18 protein-coding genes are annotated in these 16169 nt (G+C 58.7%); 6 read left to right on the top strand and 12 right to left on the bottom strand.

Annotated elements, in window-relative coordinates:
- Positions 1-8 precede the first annotated feature (8 nt).
- From GO007_RS17285 to nasR, 4 genes are all read right to left on the bottom strand, one after another.
- Positions 9-797, bottom strand: a complete 789-nt coding sequence (locus GO007_RS17285; RefSeq protein WP_095101986.1) for an ABC transporter ATP-binding protein — start codon at positions 795-797, stop codon at positions 9-11.
- 9 nt (positions 798-806) lie between these two features.
- Positions 807-1700 carry a nitrate ABC transporter permease gene (ntrB, locus tag GO007_RS17280; RefSeq protein WP_095101984.1) on the bottom strand — a complete coding sequence of 298 codons (894 nt, stop codon included), beginning with the start codon at positions 1698-1700 and terminating at the stop codon, positions 807-809.
- Between the two features lies 1 nt (position 1701).
- Positions 1702-2958 carry a CmpA/NrtA family ABC transporter substrate-binding protein gene (locus GO007_RS17275; protein ID WP_095102284.1) on the bottom strand — a complete coding sequence of 419 codons (1257 nt, stop codon included), beginning with the start codon at positions 2956-2958 and terminating at the stop codon, positions 1702-1704.
- A 248-nt stretch (positions 2959-3206) separates the two neighbouring features.
- A complete protein-coding gene (nasR, locus tag GO007_RS17270; RefSeq protein ID WP_095101982.1) occupies positions 3207-4403 on the bottom strand; it encodes a nitrate regulatory protein NasR in 1197 nt (398 codons plus the stop codon).
- Between the two features lie 68 nt (positions 4404-4471).
- On the opposite strand from nasR, the gene GO007_RS17265 reads away from it, so the two are divergent.
- Together GO007_RS17265 and GO007_RS17260 are read left to right on the top strand one after the other, a co-directional pair.
- The gene (locus GO007_RS17265) at positions 4472-4825 is read left to right on the top strand and encodes a DsrE/DsrF/TusD sulfur relay family protein (protein ID WP_095101980.1); all 354 of its coding nucleotides are present in this window, start codon (positions 4472-4474) and stop codon (positions 4823-4825) included.
- Positions 4826-5065: 240 nt separating this feature from the next.
- On the top strand, positions 5066-5308 hold the full coding sequence (locus tag GO007_RS17260; RefSeq protein WP_076947669.1) for a DUF1883 domain-containing protein: 243 nt from the start codon (positions 5066-5068) through the stop codon (positions 5306-5308).
- Positions 5309-5377: 69 nt separating this feature from the next.
- Here the strand turns inward: GO007_RS17260 and GO007_RS17255 are convergent, their stop codons facing one another.
- The gene (locus tag GO007_RS17255; RefSeq protein WP_095101978.1) at positions 5378-6058 is read right to left on the bottom strand and encodes a gamma-glutamylcyclotransferase; all 681 of its coding nucleotides are present in this window, start codon (positions 6056-6058) and stop codon (positions 5378-5380) included.
- 151 nt (positions 6059-6209) lie between these two features.
- Positions 6210-6440, bottom strand: a complete 231-nt coding sequence (gene chaB, locus GO007_RS17250) for a putative cation transport regulator ChaB (protein ID WP_041146096.1) — start codon at positions 6438-6440, stop codon at positions 6210-6212.
- Positions 6441-6705: 265 nt separating this feature from the next.
- Between chaB and chaA the strand changes: the two genes are divergently transcribed.
- Positions 6706-7806, top strand: coding sequence for a sodium-potassium/proton antiporter ChaA (gene chaA / locus GO007_RS17245; protein ID WP_095101976.1), 1101 nt, complete (start codon positions 6706-6708; stop codon positions 7804-7806).
- Between the two features lie 97 nt (positions 7807-7903).
- Here chaA and kdsA read toward each other — a convergent pair whose 3' ends face one another.
- The 6 genes from kdsA to hemA form a co-directional block, all read right to left on the bottom strand.
- Positions 7904-8758, bottom strand: coding sequence for a 3-deoxy-8-phosphooctulonate synthase (gene kdsA / locus GO007_RS17240; protein ID WP_095101974.1), 855 nt, complete (start codon positions 8756-8758; stop codon positions 7904-7906).
- 94 nt (positions 8759-8852) lie between these two features.
- Positions 8853-9665 (bottom strand): invasion regulator SirB1, encoded by an 813-nt coding sequence (sirB1, locus tag GO007_RS17235; protein WP_045858970.1) that lies wholly within the window; start codon positions 9663-9665, stop codon positions 8853-8855.
- 3 nt (positions 9666-9668) lie between these two features.
- Positions 9669-10061, bottom strand: a complete 393-nt coding sequence (gene sirB2 / locus GO007_RS17230; RefSeq protein WP_095101972.1) for an invasion regulator SirB2 — start codon at positions 10059-10061, stop codon at positions 9669-9671.
- The gene (gene prmC, locus GO007_RS17225) at positions 10058-10912 is read right to left on the bottom strand and encodes a peptide chain release factor N(5)-glutamine methyltransferase (protein ID WP_095101970.1); all 855 of its coding nucleotides are present in this window, start codon (positions 10910-10912) and stop codon (positions 10058-10060) included. The genes sirB2 and prmC overlap by 4 nt, the downstream gene beginning before the upstream one ends.
- The gene (gene prfA / locus GO007_RS17220; protein ID WP_045858977.1) at positions 10912-11994 is read right to left on the bottom strand and encodes a peptide chain release factor 1; all 1083 of its coding nucleotides are present in this window, start codon (positions 11992-11994) and stop codon (positions 10912-10914) included. Before prfA ends, prmC begins: the two co-directional genes overlap by 1 nt.
- Before the next feature lie 42 nt (positions 11995-12036).
- Positions 12037-13293, bottom strand: coding sequence for a glutamyl-tRNA reductase (hemA, locus tag GO007_RS17215; RefSeq protein WP_095101968.1), 1257 nt, complete (start codon positions 13291-13293; stop codon positions 12037-12039).
- A gap of 271 nt (positions 13294-13564) precedes the next feature.
- On the opposite strand from hemA, the gene lolB reads away from it, so the two are divergent.
- The 3 genes from lolB (at position 13565) to prs (ending at position 16154) form a co-directional block, all read left to right on the top strand.
- On the top strand, positions 13565-14176 hold the full coding sequence (gene lolB, locus GO007_RS17210) for a lipoprotein insertase outer membrane protein LolB (RefSeq protein WP_095101965.1): 612 nt from the start codon (positions 13565-13567) through the stop codon (positions 14174-14176).
- Positions 14176-15024, top strand: a complete 849-nt coding sequence (gene ispE, locus GO007_RS17205; protein ID WP_189339889.1) for a 4-(cytidine 5'-diphospho)-2-C-methyl-D-erythritol kinase — start codon at positions 14176-14178, stop codon at positions 15022-15024. The genes lolB and ispE overlap by 1 nt, the downstream gene beginning before the upstream one ends.
- 182 nt (positions 15025-15206) lie before the next feature.
- Positions 15207-16154: a ribose-phosphate diphosphokinase gene (gene prs / locus GO007_RS17200; protein WP_004863536.1), complete on the top strand. Its 948-nt coding sequence runs from the start codon at positions 15207-15209 to the stop codon at positions 16152-16154.
- Positions 16155-16169: the final 15 nt, after the last annotated feature.

The raw sequence follows: 16169 nt of genomic DNA, 5'->3' as shown, positions 1-16169 counted from the left end.
GCCGCCCCCTACGCCGCTTTCGGCTGTTTTTCGTAGAGGAAATGCAGGATCTGCTGGCGCAGGTGGTGATAGCGGCTATCGTCCGCCAGCTGCACGCGATTGCGCGGCCGGGGCAGATTGATATCGAGGATTTCACCGACCGTCGCCGCCGGGCCGTTGGTCATCATCATTACCCGATCCGACAGCAGCACCGCCTCATCAACGTCGTGGGTAATCATCACGATGGTGGTGTTCAGCGCCTGCTGAATTTGCATGACCGCGTCCTGCAGATGGGCGCGGGTCAAGGCGTCGAGCGCACCGAACGGTTCATCCAGCAGCAGCACCTTTGGCTTCATCGCCAGCGCCCTGGCGATCCCCACGCGCTGCTTCATTCCCCCGGAAATCTCCCCCGGGCGCTTGTGCAGCGCATGGCCCATCTGCACCCGATCGAGGTTGTGCTCAATCCACTCCCTGCGCTCGGCCTTGTTCATGGTGCGGCGAAAGACCCGATCCACCGCCAGCGCCACGTTGTCAAAGCAGGTCAGCCACGGCAGCAGGGAGTGGTTTTGAAACACCACCGCCCGCTCCGGTCCCGGCCCGGCGATTTCGCGGTTATCACACAGCAGGCCCCCTTCCGTCGGCAGCGCGATCCCGGCAATCAGATTCAGCAGCGTCGATTTGCCGCAGCCGGAGTGGCCAATCAGGCTGACGGTTTCCCCTTCGTAGATATCGAAGGAGACGTTTTGCAGAGCCAGAAACTCGCCGCTGGCAGTATTGAAACGCTGGCTGACGGCCTGTACCTGAATTAGTGGTTTCATAACGACTCCCTATTTTTCCTGCCAGCTGAAGCGGCGGGCGATAAGCATGAGGCCCTGCTCAAGCAGCAGGCCGACGACGCCGATAATGACGATGGCGATAATGATGTTTTCCACGTTGAGGTTGTTCCATTCGTTCCAGATCCAGAACCCAATCCCCAGACCGCCGGTGAGCATCTCGGCGGCGACAATCACCAGCCAGGCAATGCCTATCGACAGGCGCACCCCGGTCAGCACCGCGGGCAGCACCGCCGGGAAGAGAATGCGGCGCATCACCGTCCATTCGGAGAGCTGCAAAACGCGCGCTACGTTGAGGTAGTCCTGCGGGATACGTCGTACGCCTTCGGCGGTATTTATCACCATCGGCCAGATGGAGCAGATAAAAATGGTCCAGCTCGACGCGGGTTCGGCTTTCTGGAACAGCAGCAGGCCGATTGGCAGCCAGGCCAGCGGGCTGACCGGACGCAGCAGCGCGATCAGCGGATTAAACATGCGGGCAAAGAACAGCGAACGGCCAATCAGGAAGCCGAGCGGAATGCCGACCAGCGCCGCGAGACCGAAGCCAACCGCCACGCGCTGCAGCGATGCCAGCACGTTCCAGCCGATGCCCATATCGTTAGGACCATCCTGATAAAACGGATCGGCAAACAGCGTCAGCGCCGAATCAAGCGTGCTGAGCGGCGTTGGAAAACCTTTGCCGTTGATCGCCGCCAGCTGCCAGCAGAGCAGGAGCAGCCCTAGCCCCAGCAGCGGCGGCAGCACCCGCTGGACGCTTTCGCGCAGCCAGCGCCTGACGGCGGGCGTTGGGCGCCGGACCTGCACCGGAGGCAGGATAATCACTTCGCCCGGCGCGTTTTCAGCGCGGGCTACTGCCGGTTGGGTACTATTTTTTTGCGCGTGTTTCATCTCATGCCCCCTTACGTTGAATCGCAAAGCCGCGGGCGTAGCCTTCAGGATCGGCCCCCGTCCAGACCGTTCCGTCCATCAATGTGCTGCTACGCATCACCTGACCCGGCGCGCTGATGCCGCCAACGGCCTGCGCCGCCTCTTTCCAGACGTCAATCCGGTTAATACGCTGCGCCACCGCCTGATAATCCGGCGCCGCTTTGAGCAGCCCCCAGCGTCGGAACTGGGTCATAAACCACATGCCATCCGACAGCCACGGGAAGCTGACTTCGCCGCGATCGTAGAAACGAATCGGGTGCGCGTCCTGCCAGCGGCGCCCCAATCCGTTGTCGTATTCACCCAGCATCCGCCCGGTGAGGTACTGCTCTTTGGTATTCAGCCACGCGCGCTTCGCCAGGATGCGCGCCGTCTCGCGGGTGTTGTCTGGCGAAGCCTCTATCCAGCGCGAAGCCTCCAGCACCGCCGCAACCAGCGCCCGGGCGGTGTTCGGGTTACGCTCCACCCACTCGCTGCGGGTGCCGAGAATTTTTTCCGGATGATCCGGCCAGATCTCCTGCGACGTCGCGGCGGTAAAACCGATGCGATCGTTGATGGCCCGCGCGTTCCACGGCTCACCGACGCAGAAGCCCACCATGTTGCCGATCCGCATGTTCATCACCATCTGCGGCGGCGGCACGACGACGGTGCGCACATCATCAAACGGATTGATGCCGCCGCTGGCCAGCCAGTAATAGAGCCACATCGCGTGGGTGCCGGTAGGAAAGGTATGGGCAAAGGTGTAGCTGCCCGGCGCGCTCTGGCTAACCAGCCGCTTCAGTGCGGCAAGATCGGTGACGCCTTTGTCCTGCAGATCGCGCGACAAGGTGATGGCCTGCCCGTTGCGGTTGAGGGTCATCAGGTTGGCCATTGACTGCGGTTTGCTGGCAATACCCAGCTCGAGGCCGTACAGCAGGCCGTAGAGGATATGCGCCGCATCCAGCTCGCCGGAGATCAGCTTGTCGCGCACCGCCGCCCAACTGGCCTCTTTGGTCGGCACAAGAGTAATGCCGTATTTTTTATCAAAGCCTTTCAGCGATGCGATCGCCAAAGGCGCGCAGTCGGTTAGCGGAATAAAGCCCACCCGCACGGTGGTTTGCTCCGGCTTATCGGAGCCTGCCGCCCACGCTGACTGCATCACCCCAGGCAGCAGCATCGCGCCGCCAAGCGCGGCCCCTGCCTGTAGAAAACGCCGCCGTGTTATCGAAATCTTATCGCCCATACCCGCTCCAGAACGCGCAAAAAAAAAGCGCCCGACAGTGCTTACGCACTGCAGGACGCCTTTATCCATGGACCCGCATGCCGCCGTTGGCCTGCTGCCCAAAAATGATGAACTAACTCGATTTATCTAATGCAAACGGGATGCCAGTTTTCCATATGGCCGTTTTTGCCGGTTTTCCCCCTGCTGCGGCGGCGGTCAGGGCCAAAATTGCACCGTCTACAGGCAGAGAATGCCCACTCATTGTGCACCTACTCCTTTGGGGTTAGCGGCCATAATGACTTCACAATCAGCAGGGCGCGGGCGATTTCCACCATCCGCTGATTCTTATCCATCGCCATCTTGCGCAGCGCCTGCCAGGCCTGCTCTTCGTTCATTCCCTGATGGGACATCAGGACGCTTTTGGCCTTCTCAATGACCTTGCGCTCTTCGAGGCTATCTTTTAGCGACGCCAGCTGGCCGGAGAGCTGCTGCAGCTCATACGCCTGCCGGCGCACCAGCGGCAGCAGCTGCCTGTCCAGCCGTCGCGCAACGTCATCGCCGCCCTCTTCTTCCGGCCACCGGTCGGGGGGCATCTCCGGTCCGCTCCCCTGCAGCAGCCGATCGGCGGCATCGAGCAGATCGCTAATCAGCCGCTCTTCCAGACCGCGCATCAGCTCCAGCCGCTGCGTCTGGGCGCAGAACCAGCGCAGCGCCGTCTCGCCGCTATCCGCCGAGGGCAGACGGGTGCAGGCGATGCGCCGAAGCTGCTCTATTTCGAGGCCGGCCTGGCACTGCTCATTAAACAGCGCGGTCTGCGCGGCGTCGGCCAGGGCCAGAAAGCTGTCAAAGCACGGCTGCTGCCCGTCGATTCGGTCCACCAGCAGCTGGCGCAGCTCGTCGCTGAACTGACCGCGGGCAAAGCCTGACGCCCCCAGCGCGCGCTCCTGCCCCACCAGCTCCTTGCCCTGCATAAAGCTGTAGAGCGCCACCATCCCTCCGGCTATCTGCGGATCGTCGATGCTGTCATTCAGCTGCGGGACGATATTCAGCAGATGCCGGATAATGCGGCTGAACTGGCCGGTCGCCTCTTCGGCGGCAATGGTGCGAAGGCCTACGGATTCGCGCAGGGCGGGAAGCTGCCCGAGATACCACACCGCGCTGGCGATACGCCAGCACAGGGCGCTGCTGGCGCTGCTGCGCGCCGGCTCCAGCGCCAGGCGAAAGGCGACCAGCTGTTCATTCACCAGCGCCCCGCCGGCGCGACACTCCGCGGCGTAGAGCCGGCCGCCGGAGCACAGCCAGATATTGGACGCCCCGCGCTCGCACTGCAGCATATGCACCAGGGCGCTGATCTGATTGGCCAGCGCTCCCTGCTGCGCCAGCTGACGCAGCTGCTGCTTCTGGAGCTGACGCGCATGTTGGAACCAGTCGTTTGCTTCAGGCACAGTGCCAGCCGTATTATTCATACCCCCTCCCGGGTTAACGCTTTATACTTCAGCTAAGCAATAACCGTGCCTTATACAAAGGAGTCCTTATGCAAAGTATTGTGCTTATCGCCAACGGCGCTGCCTACGGTAGCGAATCCCTGTTCAACAGCCTGCGCCTGGCGATTGCCCTGCGTGAACAGCAGTCCGAACTGGTGCTGAAGGTGTTTTTAATGTCCGATGCGGTCACCGCGGGGCTGCGCGGTCAAAAACCGGCGGAAGGCTATAACATTCAGCAGATGCTGGAGATCCTCACCGCGCAGAATGTGCCGGTGAAGCTGTGCAAAACCTGCACCGACGGCCGCGGGATAACCTCCCTGCCGCTGATTGAGGGCGTCGAGATCGGTACGCTGGTTGAGCTGGCGCAGTGGACGCTGGCGGCGGATAAAGTCCTGACCTTCTGAGTTAACCCTCTTTAGCAGGATTAAATGTCAGGCTGGCAGCGTTTATTGCGTTAAAAAATATGCCAGCTGAATGCTTTCAGGAACAACATCATTTTTGTTTAATCTTTATCCTTTTTTTTGATCAAAATCATCATCCGTACCTTCCCCATTTGGTGTTATGCCATGAGCAAAGTGTGAACAATATCACGCACAGGATTGAACGGGCAGGATGCTGTGGACTGACAAATACGGGGTAGGAAAATGGCAATGGTAAAAGCAAGTTTGACGTTGTTTGGCGGTGATACGCTGGTGGTTCGTTGTTCAGAGCGCTGCCATATTCACCTGATGAGCGCAAAGGTTCCAGGCGACAGCCACGCGGATGTGCTGAGCGTGCAGGACCGGGACAGCGCGTATATGACCGTGCCCTACAGCGGAACCTGGAACGTGCTTATCGACAGCCACAGCCAGTCGCTGGAGCACTCAATCAGCTACGTTCCCGCCTGAGGCATCCGCTGAGCTCGTTCTGACTACAGATTCAAACGCGTCTTCATGCCCGGGTTTCCCGGGCATTTCTCAGGCCAGCCCCGGCTGGCTGCTATCACCCAGCAGGTTTCGCACCTTGCCGACCAGCTCGTCGAGGCAATCATCGTGCATGCCGAGCTTGCGCAGCTCCTGCTCCAGCGAGAAAAGGTACTGAGCGTTAGTGCCTAGCGGACCGCTGGCTTTGGCGATCAGCGGCGCGATCACCTGGGCGCTGGTATCGGCTTCGAACAGCGGATGGCGCGGATCCATAATAAAGACCAGCGCGTTGACCGTCCTGCCGTCGTCAAGCTCCAGCTTGCACCAGGTCGGCAGATAGCAGCCGGTGATCATCTCCCGCTTCCAGAGCAGGGTTAGCTCTTCTTCCAGCGTGCAGTCAGGCAGGCGATAGGCGACGCCGGTGGTGCGCCCGCCCTCTTTCAGCGCCAGCATGCGTCCGGGCTGATGCGCGCTTCCGCGCCCGGCGGTGAGTCGCAGACAAAAGGCGCGGTGCCAGCCCGGCAGCGTACCGGTACAGGACTCGCGATACTCCAGAGCCGGGTTCCACATCAGCGAACCGTAGCCAAAAATCCAGACCGATCCCGCATCCGGACGACAGGCTAACGTGGCCGCCAGCGAGGCCGCCCGTTGCTCTGCCGACCAGAGTAGCGATTCCTCAATAGCGCCAAACGCCGTTTTACAATCCGCATTGATTAAGAAATCACGTGTTAACACTTCTACTACCTCCGCCACTGCCCGCTTCCCGGCGTTTATCTGATGCCATCCCTGTGAAACATTCTTGTGAAACATTGCTGAATTATTATCCAGCTTTATTTGGCAATTAGCAATTAACGCCGCTCAGGCGCCGCGCGGGTAGCAGGATCGGCTATGACTTCCTGTGCCAGCGGTCATCGTCTCCTTTTTGATAGTCATGTTTTACCGCCGCCCAGGCCACTTTATGCGCCGTCTCTTCGCGGCTGGCGTCGCCCCGACGGTCCTCGCTATGCTTGTACTGGTCCCAGGCGCTATTAAAGGCTTCTTTATAAATCTCCTGGGCATGTTCAGGCAGGACGTGGCGGACGCTGTCGGGTAGGTCTTTTTTACTGTGATAAGGCATAGTGTTCTCCAGAAAGGGGCTGGAATTTAAGTCTGGAACGCAATATTGCGCTACGCAAGGCGCGAGGGAGTGAGAAGTGGACTTTAGTAATTATCTGAATAGTAAATATAAAAGCATAATAACAGCAGGTTATAGCAATCTAACACCATTAGTGGTTGATAGCGGTAAATTTAAGTAAAAAAACAAATCAATTTCCGTAATGTCTGTTATTTTATCAACTTACAGTATCTATAATTATAACACCTGCACAATATGGAGATGGTTCATGACCCATGCACATGAGGCGGTAAAAACCCGCCACAAGGAGACGTCCCTCGTATTTCCGCTGCTGGCACTGGCGGTGCTTTTCTTCTTCGGAAGTAGCCAGTCACTGCCAGTGGTTATTGCGATTAATATTCTGGCGTTAGTCGGTATTCTCAGTAGCGCATTCAGCGTAGTACGCCACGCGGACGTGCTGGCCCACCGCCTGGGCGAGCCGTACGGATCGTTAATTTTAAGCCTGTCGGTGGTTATTCTTGAAGTCAGCCTGATTTCCGCGCTGATGGCTACCGGCGACGCCGCGCCGACGCTGATGCGCGATACCCTGTATTCCATCATCATGATCGTTACCGGCGGCCTGGTCGGCTTCTCGCTGCTGCTGGGCGGGCGTAAATTCGCCACGCAGTATATGAATCTGTTCGGTATTAAGCAGTATTTAATCGCCCTGTTCCCGCTGGCGATTATCGTGCTGGTGTTTCCAATGGCCCTGCCTGGCGCCAATTTCTCGACCGGCCAGGCGCTGCTGGTGGCGCTTATTTCTGCGGCCATGTACGGCGTGTTCCTGTTGATTCAGACCAAAACGCACCAGAGCCTGTTTATTTATGAGCATGAAGATGACGGCGATGACGATGACCCGCATCACGGTAAGCCGTCGGCGCACAGCAGCGGCTGGCACACCGTCTGGCTGCTCATTCACCTGATTGCCGTGATTGCGGTAACTAAGATGAACGCCAACCCGCTGGAGACGCTCCTGACCAGCATGAACGCGCCGGTGGCCTTTACCGGTTTCCTGGTGGCGCTGCTGATCCTCTCGCCGGAAGGCCTGGGCGCCCTGAAGGCGGTGTTAAACAATCAGGTGCAGCGCGCGATGAATCTGTTCTTCGGTTCGGTGCTGGCCACCATTTCTCTGACCGTACCGGTAGTGACCCTGATTGCCTTTTTAACCGGCAATGAGCTGCACTTTGGCCTCGGCGCGCCGGAAATGGTGGTGATGGTCGCCTCGCTGCTGCTGTGCCAGATATCTTTCTCGACCGGACGGACGAACGTGCTGAACGGCGCGGCGCACCTGGCGCTATTCGCCGCCTATCTGATGACCATTTTTGCCTGATTCACCGCCCCCCGGCCGGGGGAGATTCGCTGCGGTCTGCCGCATAAAAAAGCCTGCCGGTTTTGCAACCGACAGGCTTTTGTCTTATCAGGGGCCGTTACTTGCTGGTATCCAGCTCGTCAAAGCCTTTAACCAGATCGTCGATAGCCTTCATTTGCTTCAGGAACGGCTCCAGCTTATCCAGCGGCAGCGCGGACGGGCCGTCGCATTTCGCATGATCCGGGTCCGGGTGCGCTTCAATAAACAGACCCGCGATACCAACCGCCATACCCGCACGCGCCAGTTCAGCAACCTGCGCCCGACGGCCGCCGGAAGCGGCGCCAAACGGGTCACGGCACTGCAGCGCGTGGGTAACGTCAAAGATAACCGGCGAGTTGTTGGAGGCTTTTTTCATCACCCCAAAGCCCAGCATATCAACAACCAGGTTGTCGTAGCCGAAGTTAGCGCCGCGGTCGCACAGAATCACCTGGTCGTTGCCGCCTTCAATGAACTTGTCGACGATATTGCCCATCTGGCCCGGGCTCACGAACTGCGGTTTCTTAACGTTGATCACCGCCCCGGTTTTCGCCATCGCTTCAACCAGGTCAGTCTGACGAGCGAGGAACGCCGGCAGCTGAATCACATCGACAACATCGGCCACGGCCTGCGCCTGGCTTGCTTCATGAACGTCAGTGATGATTTTCACGCCGAAAGCCTGCTTCAGCTCCTGGAAAATCTTCATCCCTTCTTCCAGACCCGGACCGCGATAGGAGTGGATGGAAGAACGGTTGGCTTTATCAAAAGAGGCTTTGAACACATAAGGAATGCCCAGCTTCTGCGTCACCGTCACGTAGTGTTCGCAGATACGCATCGCGAGATCGCGGGATTCCAGCACGTTCATCCCGCCGAACAGGACGAAAGGCAGGTCGTTTGCTACGTTGATATCACCAATGCTAACCACTTTTTGTTTCATAAGATCGCCTTATCAGGGTGTAACCGGAATCATTCCAGATAAATACGCGTCATACGTAAACGCCGCCTCAGCGCGGCGTATTCGCGTATATCGACTAATGCAATGTAATTTGTTTGTGCGAAATCGTGTTGATTTGCGCGCGGATCATTTCGCTGATCGGGTCTTCAGGGCACTGTTCGACGAAATAGTTCAGATCCAGCAGCGCAACGTGGTCGCACTCGAGCTGGGCGTAAATCAGCCCGCGGTCGCGGATCTCGTACGGGTCTTCCGGATTGAACTGCAGCAGCGCTTCGCTGGCGCGCAGGGCCAGCTCCATCTGCCGCTCTTCCATTAGCGCCGATTTTAAGGTGTCGAGCAGCTTGTGGATCACTTCCGCGTTATCCGCTTCATCAAGATCCTCATTGAACAGCTCGGCCACCGGGCTAATATTGCCCTTCAGCCACACTTCCAGCGTGTGCTCGTTCAGCGTTTCCCCGTTGAACGGGTTAATCAGCCACATCTCTTCGCTGGTTTCAGGGTCTGCGCGCAGCAGCATCTGCGTCGGGAAAATCACCGGCACCACCGGCAGAGACATGCGCTGGGCAATCCACAGCACGATCGCCCCCAGCGACGCGGCGCTCCCCTGACGGTTAATCAATACCTTATCAATCCACAGGGCATCGGACAGCCGGTAGACGCCGTGGGAGTCTCTGAAGCCCCATTCATGATAGAAAAGCTCCAGCAGCCGCTCCAGCTGACGCTCCTGATCCCACGAGGTCGCGATCTCTTCCTGCGCCAGGCTCAGCAGCCGCTCCAGCTCGTCCTGCACGTAACCTGTTGGAAAGTCGTCGCGGATCAATTCAGAAATGAGGACCATTCCATCGCACAGTGGCGCTTTATTAAATTCGAAATCAGCTAGTGACCTCATGACTTACCCCAGTAACGGTGTTCTTGTGATGGCGAGTTGTATGATGATGAACAACACCACCAAAGCCAGCAGGAAAGCGATAAACCTGCTCTGCTGGCTGCGCGGACGCCGACGGCCCAGCGCGATAAAACCCAATGCAATGTAAATAATAACGCCAAACAGCTTCTCAGTCAGCCATGTGCCGTCTTCAGTAAACGGCAGATAGTGCGTTATTGCCATTAATCCGGCGCCGCTAAGAAATAGTAGCGTGTCGCTACAGTGCGGGACGATACGTACCCAGCGCCGATTAAGCCACGGGCTGCCGCTGTAGCTCCACCAGTAGCGTAACGCGAACAGGCTGACCGACACGACCACCGCCGCGATATGCAGATACAGCACCGCGTTAAACAGATTCATACGTCAACCTTCTTATCCGTAGCCGGGAAACGTCCTAACGTCAGGCGGTCGTTATCGCCGTAATCGCGGCAGGTCACAACATCAATATATCCCGCGTCGTGGAACAGCCCGCGCACCGCGGCGCCCTGCGTCCAGCCATGCTCCAGCAGCATTATGCCATCAGGCGTCAGGAAATGACGCCCCTGGCGAACGATGTGCGCCAGATCGGCCAGACCGTTATCGGCGGCGACAAGCGCCGTTTTCGGCTCGAAGCGAACGTCGCCTTGCGCAAGATGCGGGTCGGTTTCGTCGATATAGGGCGGGTTGCTGACGATGGCTTCAAACTGCTGGCCCGCCAGCGCGCTGAACCAGTTGCTCTGCAGCACCGTCACGTTGGTGATGCCGAGCTGAGCCACGTTGCGCGCGGCTAACGCGGCGGCGTCGGGCATAAAATCGACCGCCGTCACCCGGCAGTCCGGACGCTCGCTGGCTAACGCCAGCGCAATCGCGCCGGTGCCGGTACCTAAATCGAGGATCCGACACGGCGTCGCCGGCAGCCGCGCCAGCGCCTGCTCGACGAGACACTCGGTGTCCGGACGCGGGATCAGGGTCGCCGGTGACACCAGCAGCGGCAGCGACCAGAATTCGCGCTGCCCCACCAGATGCGCGATCGGCTCGCCGCGCTGACGGCGGCTCAGCAGCGCCTCCAGCTCGGCCAGCTGGTCGTCAGTGAGCGCCGTTTCGCCAAAGGCGAGGAGCCAGGTCCGCGCCCTGCCGGTCACGTGTCCCAGCAGGATCTCCGCGTCGCGGCGCGGGCTTTCGCTGTCGCTCAGTCGGGCAATCGCCTGCGCCAGCCACTGTTGAAAAATCATCATTCCTGCTCGGAAAGCGCTGCCAGCTGATCGGCCTGGTACTCCTGGACAATCGGCTCAATGAGCATATCCAGCTTACCTTCCATCGTTTCATCCAGACGGTAGAGCGTCAGGTTGATGCGGTGGTCGGTCACGCGGCCCTGCGGGAAGTTATAGGTGCGGTTACGATCGCTACGATCGCCGCTGCCCAGCAGGTTACGTCGGGTAGACGCTTCCGCCTGCTGACGCTTGGCCACTTCCGCGGCGCGAATGCGCGAACCCAGCACCGACAGCGCTTTCGCTTTGTTTTTGTGCTGGGAGCGTTCGTCCTGGCACTCAACGACGATACCGGTCGGTAAGTGGGTAATACGAATAGCGGAATCGGTGGTGTTAACGTGCTGCCCGCCCGCCCCGGAGGAGCGGAAGGTGTCGATACGCAGATCGGCCGGGTTGATGTCCGGCATTTCGGCTTCCGGCAGCTCCGGCATCACCGCGACGGTACAGGCGGAAGTGTGGATACGCCCCTGGGATTCGGTCGCCGGCACGCGCTGTACGCGGTGGCCGCCGGACTCGAACTTCAGCCGGCCGTAGACGCCGTCGCCGCTGATTTTAGCAATCACTTCTTTATAGCCGCCGTGCTCGCCTTCGTTGGCGCTGAGGATCTCCACGCGCCAGCGGCGGGCTTCCGCATAGCGGCTGTACATGCGGAACAGATCCCCGGCAAACAGCGCCGCTTCGTCCCCGCCGGTACCGGCGCGGACTTCGACAAAGGCGTTACGCTCATCGTCCGGATCTTTCGGCAGCAGCAGAACCTGCAGCTGCTGCTCCATCTCTTCGCTCTTATCTTTGGCGTCGCGCAGCTCTTCCTGCGCCATTTCGCGCATCTCCGGATCGTCAAGCATCATCTGCGCGGTTTCAATATCATCCTGCACCTGGCGCCATTCGGTGTAACAGCGTGCAACGTCGCTCAGCTGCGCGTACTCGCGCGACAGCGCGCGGAACCGATCCTGATCGGCGATGGTCGCAGCATCCCCCAGCAGCGCCTGAACTTCCTCATGGCGTTCGTACAGAGCTTCCAGTTTGGCAACAATAGAAGGCTTCATAGGTGTGAATTAACCCTGTCCTGAAAAAAGAGAGAAATGGCGCTATTCCAGCCCGAGGCTGTTGCGCAGAATATGCAGACGTTCATCGTCCCCGTCACGGGCAGCCTGCTGAAGAGATTTGGTTGGCGCGTGGATCAGGCGGTTAGTCAGCTTACGCGCCAGGTCCTGCATGATTTCCTGGGCATCGCCGCCCTGCTCCAGCGCCGCCAGCGCTTTTAGCGTCAGCTCCTCGCGGACCTGTTCGGACTGGGAGCGATATTCGCGGATAGTCTCGCTCGCGCTCTGGGCGCGCAGCCAAGCCATAAATTCGCTGGTTTCCTGCTCGACGATCGATTCCGCCTGCACCGCGGCGGCTTTACGCTGCGCCAGGTTGTGCTGAATGATGTTTTGCAGGTCGTCCACGCTGTAGAGATAGGCGTTCGCCAGCTTGCCCACTTCAGGCTCGACGTCGCGGGGCACCGCGATATCGACCAGCAGCATCGGCTGATTGCGGCGCGCCTTCAGCGCACGTTCCACCATCCCTTTGCCAATTATCGGCAGCGGGCTGGCGGTGGAAGTGATAATAATATCGGCGTCTTTCAGCCGTTCATCGATGTCGCTCAAGGCGATAACCTCAGCGCCGACTTCATCAGCCAGCACCTGGGCGCGTTCACGGGTGCGGTTGGCAATGACCATTTTGCGTACGTGGTGCTCGCGCAGGTGGCGGGCCACCAGTTCGATGGTCTCCCCGGCGCCAACCAGCAGTACGGTAACGCTCGACAGCGATTCAAAGATTTGTCGCGCCAGCGTACAGGCGGCGAATGCGACGGAGACCGCGCTGGCGCCAATGTCCGTCTCGGTCCGCACGCGCTTAGCAACGGAGAATGACTTCTGGAACATCCGCTCCAGCTCGCTGACGTTGAGATGCCCGCGGCTGGAATCAGCAAAGGCTTTTTTAACCTGGCCGAGGATCTGCGGCTCGCCGAGCACCAGCGAATCCAGGCCGCTGGCGACGCGCATCAGATGGCTGACCGCATCGTTATCCTGGTGCCAGTAGAGGCTGTTTCGCAGATCGTCTTCATTAAGATGGTGGTAATCACACAGCCAGCGGATGAGCACTTCCTGCAGATTATCCTGCTCCTCAACGCTGAGATAGAGCTCCGTGCGGTTACAGGTCGACAGCACCACACCTCCCTGCACCATTGGCTGAGCCAGCAAGCTCTCCAGCGCCTCATCGAGCGTGTCCGGCGAAAACGTTACGCGTTCTCGCAGCGCTATCGGGGCTGTTTTGTGATTAATGCCAAGAGCTAAAAGGGTCATTGTGAGGGAGTAGTACCAGCGTTGCTAAGGTTAGTCTGAGCGCATCATACAGGATGCGCGGAATCAATAAAAGAGACGCTCCCCTTTTGGAGTAATAGCCAATGCGTAACAGCCACTAACGGTAATTTTTTGATTTCAGACAATTTGAACGTAGACGCTACCGCCGGGCAACGCTAGCATTAAAGGTTATTATTGTAACCCGCTACACAAATCGTGTGCGTATTCACTCTTCGCCGGATTTCACTGTAGACATCAAGGATTTGTCATCATTATGAATCGACTGCTCCGCCTGTTGCCCCTGGCAAGCCTGGTCCTGACCGCCTGTACGCTCAACGCCCCGAAAGGCCCCGGTAAAAGCCCGGACTCGCCGCAGTGGCGTCAGCACCAGCAGGATGTCCGCAATCTTAGCCAGTTCCAGACCCGCGGCGCCTTTGCTTATCTTTCAGACGAGCAAAAGGTTTACGCCCGTTTCTTCTGGCAGCAGACCGGTCAGGATCGCTACCGCCTGCTGCTGACCAACCCGCTGGGCAGCACCGAGCTGTCGCTCACCGCGCAGCCGGGTAGCGTGACGCTGATCGATAACAAGGGTCAGACCTACACCGCAACCGACGCGGAAGAGATGATTGGCCGTCTGACCGGAATGCCGATCCCGCTGAACAGCCTGCGTCAGTGGATCGTCGGCCTGCCGGGGGATGCGACCGACTACACCCTCGATCAGCAGTATCGTTTGAGCACCCTGAACTATACGCAAAACGGCAAAACCTGGCGCGTCACCTACGGCGGATATACCAGCGATACCACGCCATCGCTGCCGGCCAATATGGAGCTCAACAACGGCAGTCAGCGCATCAAGCTGAAAATGGATAACTGGATTGTGAAATGATGACCCGCTGGCCCTCTCCCGCGAAGCTGAACCTGTTTTTATATATTACCGGGCAGCGCGCCGACGGTTATCACCAGCTGCAGACGCTGTTCCAGTTTCTCGATTATGGCGATACGTTAACCATAGAAGCGCGCGATGACGGCGAACTGCGCCTGCTGACGCCGGTGGACGGCGTGCCGAATGAAGAGAATTTGATTATTCGCGCCGCCAGGCTGCTGATGCAGGCGGCGGCAGAACGCGGGCGGCTGGCAGCCGGCAGCGGCGCCGATATCAGCATCGAGAAGCGCCTGCCGATGGGCGGCGGGCTGGGCGGCGGTTCGTCCAACGCCGCCACGGTGCTGGTAGCGCTGAATCAGCTTTGGGGCTGCGGGCTGTCTGAAGACCAGCTGGCAACGCTCGGGCTGCAGCTCGGCGCCGATGTGCCGGTTTTCGTCCGCGGTCATGCGGCCTTTGCCGAAGGCATCGGCGAAATTCTGACCCCGGTCGAACCGCAGGAAAAGTGGTACCTCGTCGCCCACCCTGGCGTCAGCATTCCTACTCCGATCATCTTTCGCGACCCCGAGCTACCACGAGATACCCCAATCAGGTCAATAAATACGTTGCTAAAATGTGAATTTCGCAACGATTGCGAGGTTATCGCAAGAAAACGTTTTCGCGAGGTTGATGCGGCGCTTTCCTGGCTGTTAGAATATGCGCCGTCGCGCCTGACTGGCACAGGAGCGTGTGTCTTTGCTGAATTTGACACCGAATCTGCCGCTCGTCAGGTGCTGGAGAAAGCCCCGGAATGGCTACAAGGCTTTGTTGCGCGAGGAGTTAACATCTCGCCGCTCAGGCTAGCCCTACTCTAAGTTGCTCCGTTTTAGCGTGAGCAACGATAAGTACGCCGGGCAAATTGAGTTACGGTGACAACGTCACCCTGTTCCAGACGTTGCATCGCTCTCTTTAAATACACCGCCTGGATGGAATGGCGCCGCCGCACAGTTTTTGGCCCTTTTCATCCACCACTGGACGCATGCCTGAGGTTCTTCTCGTGCCTGATATGAAGCTTTTTGCTGGTAACGCCACCCCGGAACTAGCACAACGTATTGCCAACCGCCTGTACACTTCTCTTGGCGACGCCGCTGTAGGTCGTTTTAGCGACGGCGAAGTCAGCGTACAAATCAATGAAAACGTACGCGGTGGTGATATTTTCATCATCCAGTCCACTTGTGCTCCCACCAACGACAACCTGATGGAACTGGTTGTTATGGTTGATGCCCTGCGTCGCGCTTCGGCGGGTCGTATCACCGCTGTTATTCCTTACTTCGGCTATGCTCGTCAGGACCGCCGCGTTCGTTCCGCCCGTGTGCCAATCACTGCTAAAGTGGTTGCGGACTTCCTGTCCAGCGTTGGCGTTGACCGCGTGCTGACCGTTGACCTGCACGCTGAACAGATCCAAGGCTTCTTTGACGTTCCGGTTGATAACGTATTCGGCAGCCCAATCCTGCTGGAAGATATGCTGCAGCTGAATCTGGATAACCCGATCGTGGTTTCTCCGGACATCGGCGGCGTCGTGCGCGCCCGCGCTATCGCCAAACTGCTGAACGATACCGATATGGCAATCATCGACAAACGTCGTCCGCGCGCTAACGTCTCCCAGGTGATGCATATCATCGGCGACGTGGCAGGCCGCGACTGCGTCATGGTTGACGACATGATCGATACCGGCGGCACGCTGTGCAAAGCGGCTGAAGCGCTGAAAGAACGTGGTGCTAAACGCGTCTTTGCTTACGCTACTCACCCGATTTTCTCCGGCAACGCTATCCAGAACATTAAAAACTCTGTGATTGATGAATTCGTCGTCTGCGATACCATCCCGCTGGCGCCAGAAATCAAAGCGCTGGAAAAAGTCCGCACCCTGACGCTTTCCGGTATGCTGGCAGAAGCGATTCGTCGTATCAGCAACGAAGAATCTATCTCTGCAATGTTCGAGCATTAATCGAGCACGGCCCAA

It is taken from the genome of Klebsiella sp. 10-1, from assembly GCF_009758445.1.
Classification (GTDB): Bacteria; Pseudomonadota; Gammaproteobacteria; order Enterobacterales; family Enterobacteriaceae; genus Klebsiella; species Klebsiella scottii.
This window is presented reverse-complemented; position numbering and strand designations above follow the sequence as displayed.

Bases quoted from the DNA above. Each gene is read 5' to 3' on its own strand.
- GO007_RS17285 (WP_095101986.1), bottom strand. From the start codon at position 797: ATGAAACCACTAATTCAGGTACAGGCCGTCAGCCAGCGTTTCAATACT.
- ntrB (WP_095101984.1), bottom strand. From the start codon at position 1,700: ATGAAACACGCGCAAAAAAATAGTACCCAACCGGCAGTAGCCCGCGCT.
- GO007_RS17275 (WP_095102284.1), bottom strand. From the start codon at position 2,958: ATGGGCGATAAGATTTCGATAACACGGCGGCGTTTTCTACAGGCAGGG.
- nasR (WP_095101982.1), bottom strand. From the start codon at position 4,403: ATGAATAATACGGCTGGCACTGTGCCTGAAGCAAACGACTGGTTCCAA.
- GO007_RS17265 (WP_095101980.1), top strand. From the start codon at position 4,472: ATGCAAAGTATTGTGCTTATCGCCAACGGCGCTGCCTACGGTAGCGAA.
- GO007_RS17260 (WP_076947669.1), top strand. From the start codon at position 5,066: ATGGCAATGGTAAAAGCAAGTTTGACGTTGTTTGGCGGTGATACGCTG.
- chaB (WP_041146096.1), bottom strand. From the start codon at position 6,440: ATGCCTTATCACAGTAAAAAAGACCTACCCGACAGCGTCCGCCACGTC.
- chaA (WP_095101976.1), top strand. From the start codon at position 6,706: ATGACCCATGCACATGAGGCGGTAAAAACCCGCCACAAGGAGACGTCC.
- kdsA (WP_095101974.1), bottom strand. From the start codon at position 8,758: ATGAAACAAAAAGTGGTTAGCATTGGTGATATCAACGTAGCAAACGAC.
- sirB1 (WP_045858970.1), bottom strand. From the start codon at position 9,665: ATGAGGTCACTAGCTGATTTCGAATTTAATAAAGCGCCACTGTGCGAT.
- sirB2 (WP_095101972.1), bottom strand. From the start codon at position 10,061: ATGAATCTGTTTAACGCGGTGCTGTATCTGCATATCGCGGCGGTGGTC.
- prmC (WP_095101970.1), bottom strand. From the start codon at position 10,912: ATGATTTTTCAACAGTGGCTGGCGCAGGCGATTGCCCGACTGAGCGAC.
- prfA (WP_045858977.1), bottom strand. From the start codon at position 11,994: ATGAAGCCTTCTATTGTTGCCAAACTGGAAGCTCTGTACGAACGCCAT.
- hemA (WP_095101968.1), bottom strand. From the start codon at position 13,293: ATGACCCTTTTAGCTCTTGGCATTAATCACAAAACAGCCCCGATAGCG.
- lolB (WP_095101965.1), top strand. From the start codon at position 13,565: ATGAATCGACTGCTCCGCCTGTTGCCCCTGGCAAGCCTGGTCCTGACC.
- ispE (WP_189339889.1), top strand. From the start codon at position 14,176: ATGACCCGCTGGCCCTCTCCCGCGAAGCTGAACCTGTTTTTATATATT.